Genomic DNA, 18,314 nt, shown 5'->3' on the forward strand with positions numbered 1-18,314 from the left:
GCCCCCCCTTCCTAAAGTGGCTACGTATCCAAACAGGAATCACGTATGCCCAGCCTCTCTCTCAAAGTGCACCAGGTCGAGACCTTGACCCCCAGGGTCCGCCGCCTGCTGCTGGTTGGCGAGCACGCTCAGCCGCTGCCGGCCTTCACCGCCGGCGCCCACCTGGAGCTCCACGTCCCCGGCGAACGCAGCCAGCGCCGCGCCTACTCCCTGGTCAACCTGCCGCACAGTGGGCACTACGAGATCGCCGTGCAACTCGAAGAAGCCGGCACCGGCGGTTCACGCTGGGTGCATTCGCTCAAGGCCGGCGATCCGGTCATCGCCGAGCCGCCGCGCAACCACTTCCCCTTGCGCGATGACGCCGACCACGTGCTGTTGATCGCCGGAGGCATCGGCATCACCCCGATGCTCGGCATGGCCCGCGCTCTGCAAGCCGAGGGCAAGCCGTTCACCCTGCACTACGCTGGCCGCGATGCCGCGCACATGGCCTACCTGGAAGAAGCCCGTCAGTGCGCTGACATGCACTGCTGGATCAGCGGTGGCGATCCCGCGCGTCGCTTCCCCTCTTCCGAGGTGCTGGCCAACCCCCGCCCCGGCTTGCACCTGTACATCTGCGGCCCGGCCTCGATGCTCAATGCCGTGCTGGCCTGTGCCCGGCAACAGGGCTGGGCCGAAGACCACCTGCACTTCGAGCTGTTCAGCGGCGCGCTGGAGGAAGCCGGCGACCAGGCCTTCGAGGTGCGCCTGCAAGCGAGCGAGCTGACCTTGCAGGTCGCCGCCGGGCAAACCGTGCTCGACGCCATGCTCGATGCCGGTCTCGACCCGATGTTCGATTGCCGCCGCGGTGACTGCGGCGTGTGCGTGGCCCAGGTGCTCGAAGGCGATGCCGACCACCGGGATATCTGCCTGTCGGCGCGTGATCGTGCCGACGGCAGCTTCTGTACCTGCGTTTCTCGCGCCAGCGGTCCGCTGCTGGTGCTCGACCTGTAAACCGCTGAGGAAAGCCCGTGATAACTAGCAAAGCGCCTACCAATGAGCAAATCGCTGCCTTGATCCGCGAGGACAGCGTGCACAAGAGCGTCTACACCGATCCGGTCCTGTTCAAGCTGGAGATGGAACGGATCTACGGCTATGCCTGGATCTACGTCGGCCATGAAAGCCAGGTCAAGAACCCTGGCGACTACCACACCACCCGCATCGGCGATCAGGACGTGGTGATGGTTCGCGGTGCCGATCGCCAGGTCAACGTGCTCTACAACCGCTGCCCGCACAAGGGCGCCAAGCTGGTCGCCGATGGCGATGGCAGCGTCGGCAAGTTCTTCCGCTGCCCGTACCATGCGTGGACCTTCAAGCTCGACGGCCAGCACCTGTCGGCGCCGCTCAAAAGCGGTTTCGAAGGCACCTGCTACGACCCCAAGCATGCCGATTTCTCGATGGTCAGCCTGGCGCGGGTGGAAACCTATCGCGGTTTCGTGTTCGCCAGCCAGGCTGCCCACGGCCCGGACCTTAAGAGCTTCCTGGGCGGTGTGATCACCTCCATCGACAACCTCTGCGACCGCTCGCCGGTGGGCGAAGTGGAAGTGGCCGGTGGCATCTTCCGGGTGCAGCAGCGCTCGAACTGGAAGGTGTTCTACGAAAACCTGCACGACACCATGCACGCCCGTGTCACCCACGAGTCGTCGGTGGACGCCGCCCGTGACGAAGCCCAGGCCATTGGCGAGATGCCATTCGAACTGCTGATCATGGACGGCAACGGCGAACCCTACGACTTCTGGGAAAAGCTCGAACTACGCGCCTATCACAACGGCCACGGCTACATGGAGGCGATCTTCGACCCTGCTGCGGCCGAACGCGATGAAGTGTCCCGCGCGCACTTCGAGTGCCTCAGCCAGGCCTACGGCGAAGGCCGAGCCCGCGAGATCCTCGGCATGAACCGCCATAACACGGTGATCTACGGCAGTGGCTCGCCGCACACGGTGTTCATGCAGTTCCGCGTGATCCGCCCAATCGCCGTCGACAAGACCCTGGTCGAGATCCAGACCTTCCGCTGCAAGGGCGCCCCTGACGCCGTGTTCGATCGCGCCCTGACCTACGCCAACGTGATCAACTCGCCGTCCTCCAACGTGATGCCCGACGACGTCGAAGTCTACGCCCGCTGCCAGGAGGGCAACATGACCCGCGGTGGCGACTGGATCAGCATGCACCGCTACGTCGGCACCGACCTCACCCTGGAAGATGGCGCCATCTCTACCAATGGCACCAGCGAACTGCCGATGCGCAACCAGTTCGCCGCCTGGAAGCACTTCATGACCGCCACCCTGATCGCCAAGGAGAGCACCCATGCTGCTTGACCGCAAAATCGACGTCGACACCCGTTCGCTCACCCCGGCCAAGGTGCCCGCCGAAACCTTGCGCGAGCTCGAGCAGTTCCTCTACCGCGAAGCGCGGCTGCTCGATGAGCGACGCTTCTGGGAGTGGGACAAGCTGTTCACCGACACCGGCATGTACTGGGTGCCGCAAAAGCACGACCAGGACAACCCGTTCGACCATATTTCGCTGTTCTGGGAAAACCGCATGCTCCGCGAGGTGCGTATCCGCCGGGTGGAGAACGCGCGCAACTGGTCGCAGCAACCCCAGACCCAGACTGCCCACCTGGTCGGCAACGTCATGGTCGAAGGCCTGGATGCCCAAGGCCTGTTGGTGGTCAGTGCAACCTTCCAGGCCAGCGAATGGCGCCTCGAGCAACGTCAGTTGGCCGGGCGCTACACCTACAAGCTGGCCGCGCAGGAGGCCGGCGGCTGGAAGATCCAGCTCAAGCGGGTCGACCTGATCAACTGCAACGACGTGTTCGCCAACCTGGAGGTGTTCGTCTGATGCCGGCGCCCGTGGTCATTGCCCTGCACTACCAGAACGATGTGCTGCACCCGGACGGCAAGATCCGCGTCGGCCTGGGCGCCGAGGACAGCGCGCGCAACGCGCTGCTGGACGCCGCAGGGCGACTGCTGGGCGGTGCCAGGGCGCGGCGTTGGCCGATCGTCCATGTGCGGGTGGCCTTTCGCTCCGACTACGCCGACCTGCTGCAGAACGCGCCGATCCTGCGCAACGTCGCGGCCATCGGTGCGGTGCAGGAAGGCAGTTGGGGCGCCGAGTTCTTCAGCGACCTGGCGCCGCTGGCGAGCAGCAACGAGTTCAGCGTCACCCACCAGCGCATCAATGCGTTCTACGGTTCGCCACTGGAACACCTGGTGCGCCAGTTCGACACCCGGCGCCTGCTGATCGCCGGTGTCGCCACCCATTCGGTGGTGGAAAGCACGGTGCGCCACGCGGTTGACTGCGGCTTCGAGGTCACCGTTGCCGCCGATGCCTGCGCCTGCGCAGATCCCGCCGCGCACAGCGCATCGCTGGCGAGCATGGCGCTGATCGCACGGGTCTGCGAGGTGAACCAGGCCCTGGAAGCGGAGGATGCAGCATGATACTCGAAGGAAAAGTCGCCATCGTCACCGGCAGTACCCAGGGCCTCGGCCTGGACATCGCGCGCCAGTTGCTGGCGGTGGGTGCCCGGGTGATGTTGGTGGGGCGCAACGCCGGCAATGGCCAGGCGCTGGCCGAGCAGTTGGGCGAGCACTGCGCCTTCAGCGCCTGCGACGTGGAGCGTGACGAGGACATCCAGCACTGCATCGAGACGACCCTGGAACGCTTCGGGCGCCTCGACATCCTGGTCAACAACGCCTGCCTGTACGCCGACCAGGGCCTGGCATCCAGCCGCGCGCAGTGGTTGCAGACGCTGAACGTGAACCTGGTGTCGGCGGCCATCTTCACCCAACAGGCGGCGCAACACTTGCCGACTGACGGCGTGGTGATCAACATCGGCAGCACCGGTGGCAAGTTTGGCGCCGCCGGGCGTGCCCTGTACCCTGCGTCCAAGGCCGGCATCCTGCAGCTCACCAAGAACCTCGCGGTGAGCCTGGCGCCACAGGGCATTCGCGTGCTCAGCGTGTCGCCGGCCTGGACCTGGTCGCCCAGCGTGGCCGAGTTCAGCGGCAACGATCGCGACCTTGCCGACCGCGTCGGCGCGCCCTTCCACCCGTTGGGCCGGGTCGGCCGTGGCGAGGAAGTCGGCAATGTGGTGGCATTCCTCTGCTCTGCGGGGGCCAGCTGGATGACCGGCATCGACGTGCCGGTGGACGGTGGTTTCTCTATCCTTGGGCCCGACCGGGGTGTCTCGCCCCGGGTGTGGTTCCAGCAATACCGCGACAGCCAATAATTCCTACAATCGATGAGGTAGCAGCAATGGGCAGGACGATTCAGATACAGGCACTGGACAGCAGCGCGACCTTCAGCGGTTACCTCGCGGTACCCGCCAGCGGCAAGGGCCCTGGCGTGGTCATCGGCCAGGAGATCTTCGGCGTCAATGCCAACATGCGTGCCGTGGCCGATTTCTATGCCGAGGAAGGCTACGTGGCGTTGGTGCCCGACCTGTTCTGGCGCCTGCAACCGGGCCTCGAACTGGGCTACACCGAGGCCGACTTCAAGGTAGCCATCGACCTGTTCCAGCGTCTGGACGTCGACCTCGCCGTGCAGGACATCGACGCCAGCTTGGCTGCCCTGCGGGCGCTGCCCGAGGTACAAGGCGAGCGCCAGGGCTACGTCGGCTTCTGCATGGGCGGCAAGCTCGCCTGGCTGACCGCCACCCGCACCCAGGCTGCCTGCTCGGTGGGCTACTACGGCATGGGTATCGAGCACCTGCTGCACGAATCGGAGAACCTCAAGGGGCGCTTCGTGCTGCACATGGCCGAGAACGACGCGTACTGCGACGCAGCGGCGCGCGCGCAACTGACCCAGCACCTGGACGGCAACGACAAGGTCGAGCTGTACCTGTACCCCGGCGCCGACCACGCTTTCGCACGCGCCGGCAGCGAGCATTTCGACAAGTCCGCGTCGCTGATGGCCCACGAGCGCAGCATCGCCGCGCTCAAGCGTGAAATCGGCCCGCACTTCAACCTGTCGGCGCTCTGGGAAGAACACATCAAGCACGAGTTCGACACCCGCGACGTGCCGGCGACCATGGCGACGATGGTCGCGCAGCCCTACGTCAACCACATCCCGACCATGACCGGTGGCGTCGGCGCCGAAGAGTTGAGCCGCTTCTACCAGCACCATTTCGTCCACGGCAACCCGCCGGACATGAAACTGATCCCGATCTCCCGCACCATTGGCGCACTGCAGATCGTCGACGAGTTCATCCTGTGCTTCACCCACACGACCGAGATCGACTGGCTGCTGCCCAACGTCGCGCCGACCGGCAAAGCCGTGGAAATTCCGATGATCGGGGTGGTCAAGTTCCGCGGCGACAAGCTTTACCACGAGCATATCTACTGGGACCAAGCCAGCGTGCTGGTGCAGATCGGCCTGCTCGACCCCGAAGGGTTGCCGGTCGCGGGTGTGGAGACGGCACGCAAGCTGCTGGATGAAGGCCTGCCTTCCAATAGCCTGATGCAACGCTGGAGCGATAGCGCCCGCTGACGGGCCAGTCGTCCTGATACCGAGTACGCTATCTCTGTGTCTGTGCCTACCTCTTCGCGGGCTTGTCCCGCGAAGAGGCAGGCACAGGTTGACGAACCGCTCGCATCCTGCGCATTATCCGGTGACAGATTTTTAACGGATCCACCATGATTCTTCTTGCCGACACCACGCTGACTGCCCCGGGCCTCCCTGCCCCGGCATGTGCATGCGTGTCCGTTGCCAAGAAATCCAAGAAACAGTCGCTCATTTGACCGGGGCGCTGTCCCGTCAGATGAGCTGACAGGACAAGATAGCGCCAGGTCTCCCCCGCTCGCTTCCCTTCTCTCCTCTGACGTCGACCAATCGGTCTGCCTGAGGAGTAATGCATGTCTGATTTTCGCGGTATCTGGGTTGCACTGGCCACGCCATTTCGTTCGGCACGCGTCGATTTCCAAGCCCTGCAGAGCCTGGTTAAAAAGCTTCTGGACGACGGTGTGAAGGGCCTTGTCGTGTGCGGCACGACAGGCGAAGCCGCTGCAATGAGCAAGGACGAGCAGCTCCAGGTTCTGGATGCCGTGTTGGCGTGGGTGCGGCCGGATCAGGTGATCATGGGCGTTGCGGGCAACAACCTGGCCGAGTTGCTGGCCTTCCAGCAGAAGGTCCAGAGCCGCGACATCGCTGGCGTGCTGGTGCCTGCACCCTACTACATCCGGCCATCGCAGGCGGGCCTGGAAGCGTTCTTCCAGGCAGTCGCCGATGCCTCGTCGGTGCCGGTGGTGCTCTACGACATCCCGTATCGCACCGGCGTGCGCATCGAGCGGGAAACCCTGCGACGTATCGTGCGCCACCCGAACATCGCTGCGGTGAAGGACTGCAGCGGCGATGTCGAGACGACCCTGGCGCTGATCAATGACGGGCAGGTCGAGGTGCTGACCGGTGAAGACATCAATATCCTCACCCACCTGGCCCTGGGCGGCGCCGGTGCGATCTCTGCCTCGGCCCATGTGCGTGCGGATCTCTACGTGCAGTTGATGAAAGCGATGGACGACGGTGATCTCGCCGCTGGGCGTGCTGCGTTCAATCGACTGCTGCCGTGGATCCAGATCGCGTTCGCCGAGCCCAATCCGGCTGTGGTGAAGGCTGCGCTTGGGGAAATGGGGCTGATGGCCGACGAGCTGCGTGAGCCGATGCAAGCGTGTACGGCGACGACGTTGGCGCGGCTGCGTGGGGTGCTGGAGGGGGTGCTGGCTTAGGCGCCAGCGCTTCGGGGCGCCTGGGCCGGCCGTTGCGCTTGATGGCGACGGCCGATCTGCCGATAATCCCGCTCCCTTTATCTCACGCAAGGATTCGCCGTGAAGAAGCTTTACCTGGCCCTGCCATTCTGCGCGCTGCTGTTGCAAGGCTGTGGCGTGACCATGGCCCGCTACGAGCCCAACTACCAGAACGTCCAGCAACTCAAGCAAAATGCGCCGCTGCAGCCTGTGCGCGACACTCAGGTAACTGCAGACCCTGGACAGGGCTCGCTGATGGTGCGCCTGAACCCGATTTCCTCACCCGAGGGCAGTGTCCCCCTGCACATCCAGGCGGCGATCAACGATGAACTGCGCCATGCCGGGTTGCTTGACCCGGGTGCCGACCGCCAGTTGCAGATCCAACTGGTGAAGAGCCAGCTCAACACTGGTGTGATCAATGGCCATGGCGAGCTGGCGGCGCGTTTCATCCTGCGCAAGGGTGACCAGGTCGTTTACGAGACCACGAAGAATGTGGAGCGTGACTGGGATAGCAGTTTCTTTGGCCCGATCGCGATTCCTGCAGCCGCCAACAACTACAACCCCATGCTGCAGGCTTTGCTGAAGAGCCTGTACAGCGACCCGCAATTCGTTCAAGCCTTGAAGTAAAAGTAGAGCCGCGAATGCGGCTCTTTTTACACGTCAGCCCCGAGGCATCAGGGCGTCGACAGCGGAGTACTTCATGCGGTTGCTGTCCACCCAGTTCTTGAGCAGCGCATTGACCTGGCGGCTGAAGGTGTCGGTGACCGCTTCCTTGGGTGTATTGCCCACCATCGGCAGGAACCAGATACCCATCCAGGTATTGATCGCGTCATGGTTGCTGGTCTTGCCCAGCGACTGTCCACGCTCGTCCAGGGTTTCCAGGCTCATGGTGTACTGGTCCGTGGCCACCGACGGGATGATGGTCAAGGTCAGGCCGCTGATGAAGGCCAGTGCCATTTGCCCGCCGCCTGGGGCATGGTTGTACACCTTCAAGCGAAGGTTGTAGTCCCCTGGTTGCTTTTCGAACTCGTCGAAGGTCACTCGACCGAACAGGCCTGACTCGTTGAACGCACGCTTGAGTTCAGGTTTGAGCATGTCGCGAGCCTGGGGGACTTCATTGGCCGAGGCATTGTCAGGGTTGCCCTGGTAGAAGTCGAAGTCCACGTAGACGTTCGGTTTATTCTGGTAGTTCGCCATCGATGGCAGGTCTACCGGCGCCACTTCATCCTTGGTGAAGCTGGCGCATCCACCGAGACTCAAGGCCAACACCAGGCCTAAAGTTTTTCCCAATTGCATATCGACTTCCTTGCTGATTCCAGAATGCGCTCGCTTGAGCGCGAGGCGCATTCTAGAGGGTTGCCGACGTGAGCAAAAGATACCGCATTGACCTGGGCGGGCCTCTTCGCGGGTGAACCCGCTCCTACAGGGATGTGCGGTGCTGGGTAGGAGCGGGTTTACCCGCGAAGAGGCCAGCCCGGACAACAACAAACCCAGGTATCATTCCACCTGTTTTGTCGACCGCGCCAGGAACCCGTAATGAACAATCTCGTATTACCCGCCGCCATTTTCATCAGCGTGATGGCCGTGGGCACCGTGCTCGAACACTTCGCGGTGCAAGGCAGCGTAAAGGTCGGCGCGCTGTGCGTGGTGGCGGCCGTTGCCCACGTTGCGGTGAATCGCTTCCAGCGCAGTCGTCGGCAAGACCCCAGGGGTTAAGCCACCCCAGACTTGCGCAACAACCCTTCGATATTCAGCGTCAACGCCTCCAGGGCAAAGGGCTTGGTCATCACCGCCGTCAGTGGATCGCTCGGGGTGTCTTCCAGCACATGCGGCTGTGCATAGCCGGACATGAACAGCACCGGCAGCCCCGGCCTGGTGCCACGGCCAGCCTCGGCCATTTGCCGCCCATCGATGCCTCCCGGCAGGCCGATGTCCGTCACCAGCAGGTCGATCCGGGTATCCGAGCGCAGCAGTTGCAGCCCTGCGAGGCTGTCCGCTGCTTCGATCACCACATAGCCGTAGCTGCCCAGCACCTCACTCACGAACAAACGCACCGACGGCTCATCGTCGACCACCAGCACTGTCTCGCCAGGTGCCGCCAAAGGCGCCTCACTGGCCGCCCGCGCCGGGTATCGCGCTTCGGCCTGGGCAGCATGGGCGGGCAATTGCAGGTAGACGCGGGTGCCTTTGCCTTCGCGCGATTCGATCCGCACCTGGCCGCCAGACTGCTTGGCGAAGCCATAGATCATCGATAGCCCCAGGCCTGTACCGGCACCCACTGGCTTGGTGGTGAAGAATGGCTCGAAGGCCTTGCCCAGGGTTTCGGCGTTCATGCCGATGCCATCGTCGGCCACGCAGATGGTCAGGTAAGTTCCGGGCAGCAGTTCCGGGTCGAGCTGCGGGCCCTCCTCCAGCCCCTGATTGTAGGTGCAGATGGCGATCGAGCCGCCGCTTGGCAGGGCGTCACGCGCATTGATGCACAGGTTCAACAGGGCATTTTCGACCTGCGCGGGGTCGACCAGGCAGGTGCTCGCAGTCGCCTCCAGTGCGACATTGAGGCTGATCGAGGGGCCCACGGTACGGCTGATCAGCTCTTCCATGTCGCGAACCAGGGTATTCACGTCGGTGGCCACCGGCTGCAGCGTCTGTCGCCTGGAGAACGCCAGCAGGCGGTGGGTCAACGATGCCGCACGTTGCGCCGCGCCATGCGCCACCGTCAGGTAGCGTTCGACGTCGACGATACGACCTTGGCCCAGTCGCAGCTTGATCAGGTCGAGGCTGCCGGTGATACCCGCCAGCAGGTTGTTGAAGTCGTGGGCAATGCCACCGGTGAGCTGGCCGACCGCTTCCATCTTCTGCGACTGGCGCAGCGCCGCCTGGGCGGCCTCGCGCTCGGCCACGGCTTCGCTGACCCGGGCTTCCAGCGTGCGATTGAGCTCCAGCAGCTGCGACTCGGCCTCGCGGCGGGCCGTCACATCGATCGACGAGCCGATCAGGCCAGTGACCTCGCCAGCGTCGTTGACCAAGGGCGCCTTGATCGACAGCCAGTAGGTGGCAGAGCCGTCTGGCATGTCGACCCGCTCCTCGACCTGCACGGTCTTGCCACCGTGCATGATGCGCTGGTCGGTCTCCATCACTTGGCGCGCCTGGGCCTTGTCTTCGAGCACCTCCAGGTCGGTCTTGCCCAGGTAGAATGTCGGCGGCTTGCCGAACACCTGGGTGGCGCCGTGGTTGGCCACCAGCAGCCGGCCTGCCAGGTCCTTGGCATAGACCACACCCGGCACGGCAGCGGTGAAGGTGCGCAGCAGGGCCGACATGCGGTCGCGCTCGGCCTCCGCGGCCCGGCGCGACTCGATGTCCATCAACACCCCCGGGAAGCGTACCGCCAGCCCGTTTGCGTCCAGCTCGGCACGCCCATTGGCCTCGACCCAGCGGTAACTGCCGTCCTGTTGGCGAACGCGATATTCGCAGCGGTAGGCACCACCCCGGGCCATGGTTTCCTGGATGTCGGCCGACACCCGCTCGCGGTCGTCGGGGTGGATCGAGGCGAAAGCCTCCTCGATCGGGATGCCGGCCAGGCACTTGTCGGCAGGCAGGTCGAAGGATCGCGAGAATCGCTCGTCGGCGGTCACGCGATTGCTGGGAATGTCCCAGACCCAGGTGCCGATGATCGCGCCGGCGTCGAGTGCCAACTGCAAGCGCTCGGCGGCGGTGGTCGGGAAAGCCTGATCCGGTATTGCGAGAGGATCGCGATCCATGGGGTGTCTGTTCCTTGCGCCAGCGGGAGATGATCGACCGGGTGAATTCTACTTCAGCTTGTACTGCCGTGGATCGATGCCCCACTTACGAAGCCGTGACGCCAGCGTGGTGGGTTTCAGGCCAAGCAACTGGGCCGCACCGCCATCGCCTGAAACCTTGCCCGCCGTGCGTTGGAGCACCCCGATGACATTACGTTTCATCTGCCGCTGCCATTCTTCGTCCGCCGTGGGCTCCACATCCGGCAGCCCCTGGACCGCCCTCACTTGTGTTGGCACCCCGGCCCCGGCCAATACCTCCTCGAAGCTGATCCGCCCTTCGCGCGCCACTATCGTCTGGCGCTCGATCACATTCTGCAGCTCGCGGATGTTGCCCGGCCAGGTGTATTGCTTGAGCAGCTCGATCTGCGCCATCGGCATGCGCACATCCGGCTTGTTGAACGCTTGGCTGGCACGTTTGAGAAAATGGCTGGCCAGCAGCGGAATGTCATCCAGCCGTTCACGTAGCGGCACCGAGCGAATCGGAAACACGTTCAAGCGGAAATACAGGTCCTCGCGGAAGGTGCCCTGCTCGACCATGGCCCGCAGGTCGCGATTGGTGGCGGCGATCACGCGCACATCCACCGCCTTGGTGCGGTTGTCGCCCACCGCTTCGAACTGCCGGTCCTGCAGCACTCGCAGCAGTTTGCTCTGCAGCTCCAGCGGGATCTCGCCCACCTCGTCGAGGAACAACGTACCGCCGTCCGCCAGTTCGAAGCGCCCCACCCGATTGCTGACGGCACCGGTGAAGGCACCCTTGAGGTGCCCGAAGAACTCGCTTTCGAACAGCTCGCGCGGCACAGCCGCACAGTTGACCCGGATCAACGGCCGGTCGGCACGGCGGCTGCTGGCATGAATGGCGCGGGCGATCAGTTCCTTGCCCGTGCCGGACTCGCCAATGACCAGCACGTTGGCATCGGTGGCCGCCACCAGCTCGATCTGCTGGATCAGGTGGTGCACCGCCGGGCTCTGGCCGACGATCTCGTGGTGGTTGGCGTGGGCGTTGATTTCCTCCTGCAGGTACTGGTTCTCCATCTCCAGCCGGCGCTGCAATTGCTCCACCTCGCTCAATGCCTCGCGCAGGCGCGCCTCGGTGCGCTGTCGCTCACGGATGTCACGAAACAGCACCACGGCGCCAACCAGACGGCCCATCTCGAAGATCGGTGTACTGGTGTATTCCACCGCAATCGGATCGCCGTTCTTGTGCCAGAACACCTCCTGGTCCACGCGGTGCACCTGGCCATCGGTGAACGAAGCATGGATCGGACACTGGTCGACCTCGAAGGCACTGCCGTCGCTATGACTATGGTGGAACAGCAAGTGTGCATCCTGGCCGATCATGTCGGCGGCGCTCCAGCCAAGGATGCGTTCTGCCGCGGGGTTGATGAAGGTGGTCTGGCCACGAGTGTCGAGGCCATAGATGCCCTCGCCGACCGCGCCAAGGATCAGCCGGTTCTGTTGCTGGATACGCTCGAACACCTGGCCGATACGTTCCCAGCCGACGTGCCCGAGGCGATGCTGGCGGCGTGCCTCGGCGCGGTTGCGGCGCTGCTCCAGCAGGTCGCGGCGCTGGATCATCATCAGGATGCGTTGGCCGCTGCTGGCGCGGGCGATGAGCTCGACGGCGTGCTGGCGGTTGTCCAAATCCACCAGAGCCAGGTCGTCCGACCAGGCCTCGCCCTGGGTCAGCACCTCGTCGGTGAAGCTGACCCACGACGAAATGGCGCCGCGCACGAAGCGGCTGAAGGTCAGGTGATCCGGCGCTGGAGACGAGCAACCGAGCAACTCAAGGGCGGCTGAATTGGCTTGCACGATACGGTCTTGCAACGGGTCGACCAGCATCAGGGCGAAGGGCGCTTCAGCGCAAACGTCTGTAGCCAAGGGGGCTGGCATGGGCGGTATCCGAGCGGCGTGAATCAACGAAAGTTCGTAACTCGAATGCTGATATTTCGTCATTAACGAAATATCGTCAAACGCTAAATCAGTGATAAAGCTAAATATCCTTTGAAAACAGTTAGTTAAAATTCGAGCCGATTTGGCACATCTCTCGCTATGGAGGATTCATACCCAATCGCAACTCCTTGAGAGACAAAGAAAATGACCAAACTCGAAATGCACCACCTGATCATGGCGGCCAAGGCGCGCAAGGGCCTGTCGTGGGACGACCTCAGCGAGGCCGTGGGCAAGGCTCCGGTGTGGCTGGCCTCGGTCTGCTACGGCATGAACAGTGCCCCGCACGATGTCGCCGCGCACTTGTGCGAAGTACTCGAACTGGACGACACCGTCGCCCAGGCCCTGACCGTCTACCCGGTCAAGGGCTGGGACCAGGCCATCCCGCAGGACCCGCTGATCTACCGCCTGTACGAAGTGGTCGGAGTATACGGCCCGACCCTCAAGGACGTGATCCAGGAGAAGTTCGGCGACGGGATCATGAGCGCGATCGATTTCTCCATGCACGTCGAGAAGATCGAAGACCCCAAGGGCGACCGCGTGCTGCTCACGCTCAATGGCAAGTTCCTGCCGTACCGCTCCTGGTAATCGCTCCCGACTCGCGGCATCTCCACAGGGACATGCCGCCCACCGCTTCGTGCCGAGGAATCCCCCATGTCCTACCTGTTACCCAGCGAATTCGTGACCAAGATGGTCGATGCCGGCGCATCGAAAATCCACATGTCAACGCGCGACACCCTGATCCGTGGCTACATGGCCGGCGCCATCCTGGCTCTGGCAGCTGCATTCGCTGTCACCATCGCCGTGCAGACGGGCTCGCCGTTGCTGGGCGCGGTGTTGTTCCCAGTGGGCTTCTCGATGCTCTACCTGATGGGCTTCGACCTACTCACTGGAGTCTTCATGCTTACCCCGCTGGCGCTGCTCGACAAGCGCCCGGGCGTGACGGTGCGCGGCATCCTGCGCAACTGGGGGCTGGTGTTCGTCGGCAATTTCGCCGGGGCGTTGACCGTTGCACTGATGATGGCCTTCGTCTTTACCTACGGCTTCAACGCTTCCCCCGGTGCGGTCGGTGAAAAGATCGCCAGCATTGGCGAGGCCCGCACACTAGGGTACGAGCAATATGGCGTCGCCGGTTGGGCGACCATATTCCTGCGCGGCGTGCTGTGCAATTGGATGGTGTCGATGGGCGTGGTCGGCGCGATGATCTCGACCTCGGTGAGCGGCAAGGTCATCGCCATGTGGATGCCGATCATGCTGTTCTTCTACATGGGCTTCGAGCATTCGGTGGTGAACATGTTCCTGTTCCCCTCGGCCATGATCATGGGCGGCGGGTTCTCGATCATGGATTATCTGGTGTGGAACGAGATTCCCACAGTGTTGGGCAACCTGCTCGGTGGACTGGCGTTCACCGGTCTGACCCTCTACGGCACCCATGTCCGGACAGTTCGGGCCAAGGGCGCCGCGCAGGCCTGAATGACTGCGCAAATCATCTGCAGGAGCGGCGGCGGACCGCCGCTCCTGCGGACGCCAACCTCACCGGCGTGGCGGCTGTGGCGAATGTTCGGATCGGTACTGTTCACCTTCCAACACCTTTCCAACAGTTGATGCTGCTTTCGAACATGGATGTGTCGAGAAATATGTCACAAGCACTTGATTTTATTGGCTTTTAGTATTGGCACGCCGTCTGCAACGGGTGGTTATCCGTTTCACACACGAGCAGCCCCATGACCCGCGAAAACCCCTCCGCCCACTACGATATCCGTCACCCCGACGCGCACATCATCCGCGACGACGCCGAGGCGATCAGCATCGCCCACTCGGTGGCCAGCCTGCTGCGCGAGGGTGCGGCCGAGCGCGACCGCCTGCGCCAGGTCCCTGTCGATATCGTCGACGCCTTCTCCAACAGTGGCCTGTGGGGCATCACCGTGCCCCGCGAATATGGCGGTGCCGAAGTGTCCTTTGCCACCCTGGCCAAGGTCATCGCCATCGTTTCGGCCGCGGACCCATCGCTTGGCCAGATCCCGCAAAACCACTACTGCCTGCTGGAGGACATCCGCCTGCAAGGCACCCCCGAGCAGAAACGCCAGTTCTTCAAGCAAGCCCTGCAAGGCCACCGCTTCGCCAATGCCCTGTCCGAAACCGGTGGCAAGACCGTGCAGGACATCCGCACTCGCCTGGTCCGCGAGGGCGACGGCTACCGTATCGATGGCCGCAAGGGCTACTGCACCGGTTCGCTCTACGCCCACTGGATCGGTGTGCTGGCCCTGGATGAGCAGGATCGGGCGCAGCTGGCGTTCGTGCCACGCGACACGCCCGGCCTGGTCATCGTCGATGACTGGAGCAGCATGGGCCAGCGCACCACCTCCAGCGGCACCGTGCTGCTCGAAGGCCTGGGTGTGCCGGCGTTCAACCTGTTCCCTTCCTACCGTTCCTACGAGCAGCCGACCCTGGCCGGCCCGTTCGCCCAGCTGACCACCGCTGCCATCGACGCAGGCATCGGCCGCGCGGCCCTGGACGACACCATCGCCTTCGTTCGCGAGCAGGCCCGCCCATGGATCGACGCCAAGGTCGAAAACGCCAGCGACGATCCGCTGACCATCATCCAGGTCGGCAACCTGGAAATTCGCCAGGAAGCCGCCGACGCCCTGCTCGAACGTGCCGGCTGGGCACTGGATGCCGCCAAGCCGGCGCCGGACGAGGACAACGTGGCAGCCGCCTCGGTCGCCGTGGCCAAGGCCAAGGTGTTCACCACCGAGGTGGCCATCGAAGCCAGCAATCGCCTGTTCGAGCTTGGCGGAACGCGCTCGTCGTTGCTCAAGCACAACTACGACCGCCACTGGCGCAATGCCCGCGTGCATACCCTGCACGATCCGGTGCGCTGGAAATATCACCTGGTCGGCAACTGGGCGCTGAACGGCATCAAGCCGACCCGTCACGACTGGAACTGAGGCCGCCCCATGACCAAGCAGATTCACCTCAACGCCTTCGCCATGAACACCGTCGGCCACCTCGCGCCCGGCCTGTGGCGTCACCCGCGCGACCAAGCCACGCACTACACCGACATCCACTACTGGATCGAGCTCGCCAGGACCCTGGAACGCGGCTGCATCGACGGCCTGTTCATCGCTGACGTGCTCGGTGTGTACGACATTTATGGCGCCAGTGCCGACGCGGCCTTGACCAGCGGCGCCCAGGTGCCGGTCAACGACCCGCTGCAACTGGTGCCGGCGATGGCGGCGGCCACCCATCACCTGGGTTTCGGCGTCACCGCCTCGGTGTCGTTCGAACATCCCTTCCCGTTTGCCCGACGCATGAGCACCCTCGATCACCTGACCCAGGGTCGGGCTGGCTGGAACGTGGTGACCTCCTACCTCGCCAGTGGCGCACGCAACCTCGGCCAACGTGACCAACTGAGCCACGACCAGCGCTATGCCCTGGCCGAGGAATACCTGCAGGTTTGCTACAAGCTGTGGGAAACCAGCTGGGAAGACGACGCCGTGCGTGCCGACCGCGCCAGCGGCGTGTATGCCGATCCGGCCAAGGTGCATGGCATTGCCCACGAAGGCACCTACTTCAAGGTCCCGGGCTTCCACCTCTGCGAGCCTTCGCCGCAGCGCACACCGGTGATCTACCAGGCCGGCGCCTCCAGCCGCGGTCGGGCCTTCGCCGCAAGCAATGCCGAATGCGTGTTCGTCGCCGCACCGAGCAAGACCGTACTGAAGAAACAGGTCGCCGAATTGCGCGCCGCCGCCGTGGCTGCGGGCCGGGCTGCGGACGACATCCTGGTCTTCGAGCAATTGACCGTAATCGTTGCCGAGACCGATGCCGACGCCCTGGCCCTGCTGCGCGAGTACCGTGAGTACGCCAGCACCACCGGCGCATTGACCCTGATGTCCGGCTGGACCGGCATCGATTTCGCCGAGTACGCGCCAGACCAGGTCCTGCGCGAAGTGCCCAGCGAAGCGATACAGTCCGCCGTCGAGGCCTTCACCCGCGCCGACCCCAGCCGCACCTGGACCACCGCCGAGATCGCCGACTACTGCGCCATCGGCGGCGATGGCCCGGTACTGGTCGGCTCCGCGCACACTGTCGCGGACCAGTTGCAGGCCTGGGTCGAGGAAACCGACGTGGATGGCTTCAACCTGGCCAGCGTGGTTGCCCCGGAAACCTTCGTCGCCGTGGTCGACCTACTGGTTCCGGAGCTTCAGTCACGCGGCCTGTTCAAGCGCGAATACACATCAGGAACATTGCGTAACAAGCTGTTTGATAAGGGAAACCATCTAGAGTCTCCACATCCGGTTGGCGCCCTGCGCCGTGAGACAGGCCGATGAACGAGCTGCTCGCCAACCTCGATTGGGTGGAGATCGCCCAGGCCTGCCTCGACACCTTGAGCATGCTCGGTGCCGCGCTGGGCTTCACCGTGCTGTTCGGCCTGCCGCTCGGCGTGCTGCTGTACCTCACCGGCCAACGTCAACTGCTCGCCAACGGCCCGCTGTACCGCAGCCTGTCAGTGGTGGTGAACGTGCTGCGTTCGCTGCCCTTCATCATCCTGCTGATCGTGCTGATCCCCCTCACCACCCTGCTCACCGGCACTTCGCTGGGCGTGCGGGGCACCATTCCACCGCTGGTGGTCGGTTGCACGCCATTCTTCGCGCGGTTGGTCGAGACCGCCCTGCGCGAGGTCGACCGCGGCCTGGTCGAAGCCAGCCAGGCCATGGGCGGCAGCATCGGCCAGATCATCTGGTACACGCTGCTGCCCGAAGCCCGTACCGGCCTGATTGCCGCAGTCACCGTCACGGCCATCGTGCTGGTCGACTACACGGCCATGGCCGGGGTGATCGGTGGCGGCGGCCTGGGCGACCTGGCCATCCGCTTTGGCTACCAACGTTTCCAGACCGACGTGATGGTGGTCACCGTGCTGTTGCTGATCCTGCTGGTGCAGGCGCTGCAAATGAGCGGCGACCGCCTGGTCAAGCATTTCACCCGACGCTGACTCCCAACTCTCAGGTATCGATCATGAAAAAGACCCTCACCGCCCTCGCCACCTTCCTCGCTCTCAACACGCTTGCCGCCCAGGCCGCGGAGCACCTGGTAGTGGGCGCCACGCCAGTGCCGCACGCGGAGATCCTCGAGTTCGTCAAGCCGGCCCTGACCAAGCAAGGCGTCGATCTCGACATCAAGGTCTTCAACGACTTCATCCAGCCCAACCTGCAACTGGCGCAGAAACACCTGGACGCCAACTACTATCAGTACCGGCCGTTCCTGGACGACTTCAACAAGACCCGCCACACCGACCTGGTGCCCGTGGTTGGCGTCCATATCGAACCTTTCGGTGCGTACTCGGTGAAGTACAAGAGCCTCGCCGAGCTGCCCGAAGGTGCCAGCGTGGCCGTCCCCAACGACCCGGTGAACACCGGTCGAGCGCTGGTATTGCTGGCCGAAGCCGGGCTAATCAAGCTCAAGGATCCGGCCAACCCGCAATCGACCCAGCGCGACATCACCGACAACCCGCACCACCTGAAGATTCGCGAACTCGAAGGCGCCATGCTGGCCCGTTCGGTGAAGCAGGTCGACCTCGCCTTCGTCTTCGCCAACTATGCCCTGGAAGCCGGCATCGACACCAACAGCGCGCTCATCGTCGAGAAGGGCAAGGACCTCTATGTCGAGTTCCTGGTCGCCCGCCCGGACAACCTGCAGGATCCCGGTATCCAGAAGCTCGCCAAGGCGCTCAACTCCCCCGAAGTGCGTGACTTCATCCTGACCCGCTACAAGGGCCAGATCGCCCCGGGGTTCTGAG

18 protein-coding genes are annotated in these 18,314 nt (G+C 63.9%); 15 read left to right on the forward strand and 3 right to left on the reverse strand.

Annotated elements, in window-relative coordinates; translation table 11 throughout:
• Positions 1 to 45: 45 nt before the first annotated feature.
• The 8 genes from IAE37_RS21710 (at position 46) to IAE37_RS21745 (ending at position 7,400) form a co-directional block, all read left to right on the forward strand.
• A complete protein-coding gene (locus IAE37_RS21710; RefSeq protein ID WP_201176845.1) occupies positions 46 to 990 on the forward strand; it encodes a PDR/VanB family oxidoreductase in 945 nt (314 codons plus the stop codon).
• Between the two features lie 17 nt (positions 991 to 1,007).
• Positions 1,008 to 2,351, forward strand: coding sequence for an aromatic ring-hydroxylating dioxygenase subunit alpha (locus IAE37_RS21715; protein WP_328822765.1), 1,344 nt, complete (start codon positions 1,008 to 1,010; stop codon positions 2,349 to 2,351).
• A complete protein-coding gene (locus tag IAE37_RS21720) occupies positions 2,341 to 2,874 on the forward strand; it encodes an aromatic-ring-hydroxylating dioxygenase subunit beta (protein ID WP_201176847.1) in 534 nt (177 codons plus the stop codon). The genes IAE37_RS21715 and IAE37_RS21720 overlap by 11 nt, the downstream gene beginning before the upstream one ends.
• A complete protein-coding gene (locus IAE37_RS21725) occupies positions 2,874 to 3,473 on the forward strand; it encodes a cysteine hydrolase family protein (protein ID WP_201176850.1) in 600 nt (199 codons plus the stop codon). The genes IAE37_RS21720 and IAE37_RS21725 overlap by 1 nt, the downstream gene beginning before the upstream one ends.
• Entirely contained in the window at positions 3,470 to 4,264 is a 795-nt protein-coding gene (locus IAE37_RS21730) for an SDR family oxidoreductase (protein ID WP_201176852.1), read from the forward strand. The genes IAE37_RS21725 and IAE37_RS21730 overlap by 4 nt, the downstream gene beginning before the upstream one ends.
• 26 nt (positions 4,265 to 4,290) lie before the next feature.
• Entirely contained in the window at positions 4,291 to 5,523 is a 1,233-nt protein-coding gene (locus tag IAE37_RS21735) for a dienelactone hydrolase family protein (protein WP_201176854.1), read from the forward strand.
• A 365-nt stretch (positions 5,524 to 5,888) separates the two neighbouring features.
• Complete coding sequence (gene dapA, locus IAE37_RS21740) at positions 5,889 to 6,755, forward strand: 4-hydroxy-tetrahydrodipicolinate synthase (protein ID WP_201176856.1); 867 nt, start codon at positions 5,889 to 5,891, stop codon at positions 6,753 to 6,755.
• A 99-nt stretch (positions 6,756 to 6,854) separates the two neighbouring features.
• On the forward strand, positions 6,855 to 7,400 hold the full coding sequence (locus IAE37_RS21745) for a hypothetical protein (protein WP_201176859.1): 546 nt from the start codon (positions 6,855 to 6,857) through the stop codon (positions 7,398 to 7,400).
• Between the two features lie 33 nt (positions 7,401 to 7,433).
• On the opposite strand, the gene IAE37_RS21750 is transcribed toward IAE37_RS21745, so the two are convergent.
• Positions 7,434 to 8,069: a hypothetical protein gene (locus IAE37_RS21750; RefSeq protein WP_201176861.1), complete on the reverse strand. Its 636-nt coding sequence runs from the start codon at positions 8,067 to 8,069 to the stop codon at positions 7,434 to 7,436.
• A gap of 240 nt (positions 8,070 to 8,309) precedes the next feature.
• On the opposite strand from IAE37_RS21750, the gene IAE37_RS21755 reads away from it, so the two are divergent.
• Entirely contained in the window at positions 8,310 to 8,489 is a 180-nt protein-coding gene (locus tag IAE37_RS21755) for a hypothetical protein (RefSeq protein ID WP_201176863.1), read from the forward strand.
• On the opposite strand, the gene IAE37_RS21760 is transcribed toward IAE37_RS21755, so the two are convergent.
• Positions 8,486 to 10,531, reverse strand: coding sequence for a hybrid sensor histidine kinase/response regulator (locus IAE37_RS21760; protein WP_201176872.1), 2,046 nt, complete (start codon positions 10,529 to 10,531; stop codon positions 8,486 to 8,488). The two genes, IAE37_RS21755 and IAE37_RS21760, sit on opposite strands and share 4 nt — an antisense overlap.
• 48 nt (positions 10,532 to 10,579) lie before the next feature.
• Positions 10,580 to 12,460, reverse strand: a complete 1,881-nt coding sequence (locus IAE37_RS21765) for a sigma 54-interacting transcriptional regulator (protein WP_201176881.1) — start codon at positions 12,458 to 12,460, stop codon at positions 10,580 to 10,582.
• 204 nt (positions 12,461 to 12,664) lie between these two features.
• Between IAE37_RS21765 and cynS the strand changes: the two genes are divergently transcribed.
• The 6 genes from cynS (at position 12,665) to IAE37_RS21795 (ending at position 18,313) form a co-directional block, all read left to right on the forward strand.
• Positions 12,665 to 13,105: a cyanase gene (gene cynS / locus IAE37_RS21770; RefSeq protein ID WP_201176884.1), complete on the forward strand. Its 441-nt coding sequence runs from the start codon at positions 12,665 to 12,667 to the stop codon at positions 13,103 to 13,105.
• Between the two features lie 66 nt (positions 13,106 to 13,171).
• Positions 13,172 to 13,990, forward strand: coding sequence for a formate/nitrite transporter family protein (locus tag IAE37_RS21775; protein ID WP_201176886.1), 819 nt, complete (start codon positions 13,172 to 13,174; stop codon positions 13,988 to 13,990).
• 251 nt (positions 13,991 to 14,241) lie between these two features.
• Complete coding sequence (locus tag IAE37_RS21780; RefSeq protein ID WP_201176888.1) at positions 14,242 to 15,465, forward strand: SfnB family sulfur acquisition oxidoreductase; 1,224 nt, start codon at positions 14,242 to 14,244, stop codon at positions 15,463 to 15,465.
• A 9-nt stretch (positions 15,466 to 15,474) separates the two neighbouring features.
• The gene (locus IAE37_RS21785) at positions 15,475 to 16,848 is read left to right on the forward strand and encodes an LLM class flavin-dependent oxidoreductase (RefSeq protein ID WP_201176890.1); all 1,374 of its coding nucleotides are present in this window, start codon (positions 15,475 to 15,477) and stop codon (positions 16,846 to 16,848) included.
• The gene (locus tag IAE37_RS21790; RefSeq protein WP_201176892.1) at positions 16,845 to 17,510 is read left to right on the forward strand and encodes a methionine ABC transporter permease; all 666 of its coding nucleotides are present in this window, start codon (positions 16,845 to 16,847) and stop codon (positions 17,508 to 17,510) included. The genes IAE37_RS21785 and IAE37_RS21790 overlap by 4 nt, the downstream gene beginning before the upstream one ends.
• 23 nt (positions 17,511 to 17,533) lie before the next feature.
• Positions 17,534 to 18,313, forward strand: a complete 780-nt coding sequence (locus tag IAE37_RS21795; RefSeq protein ID WP_201176894.1) for a MetQ/NlpA family ABC transporter substrate-binding protein — start codon at positions 17,534 to 17,536, stop codon at positions 18,311 to 18,313.
• Position 18,314 lies beyond the last annotated feature (1 nt).

It is taken from the genome of Pseudomonas sp. S31 (genome assembly GCF_016648105.1).
Taxonomy (GTDB): domain Bacteria; phylum Pseudomonadota; class Gammaproteobacteria; order Pseudomonadales; family Pseudomonadaceae; genus Aquipseudomonas.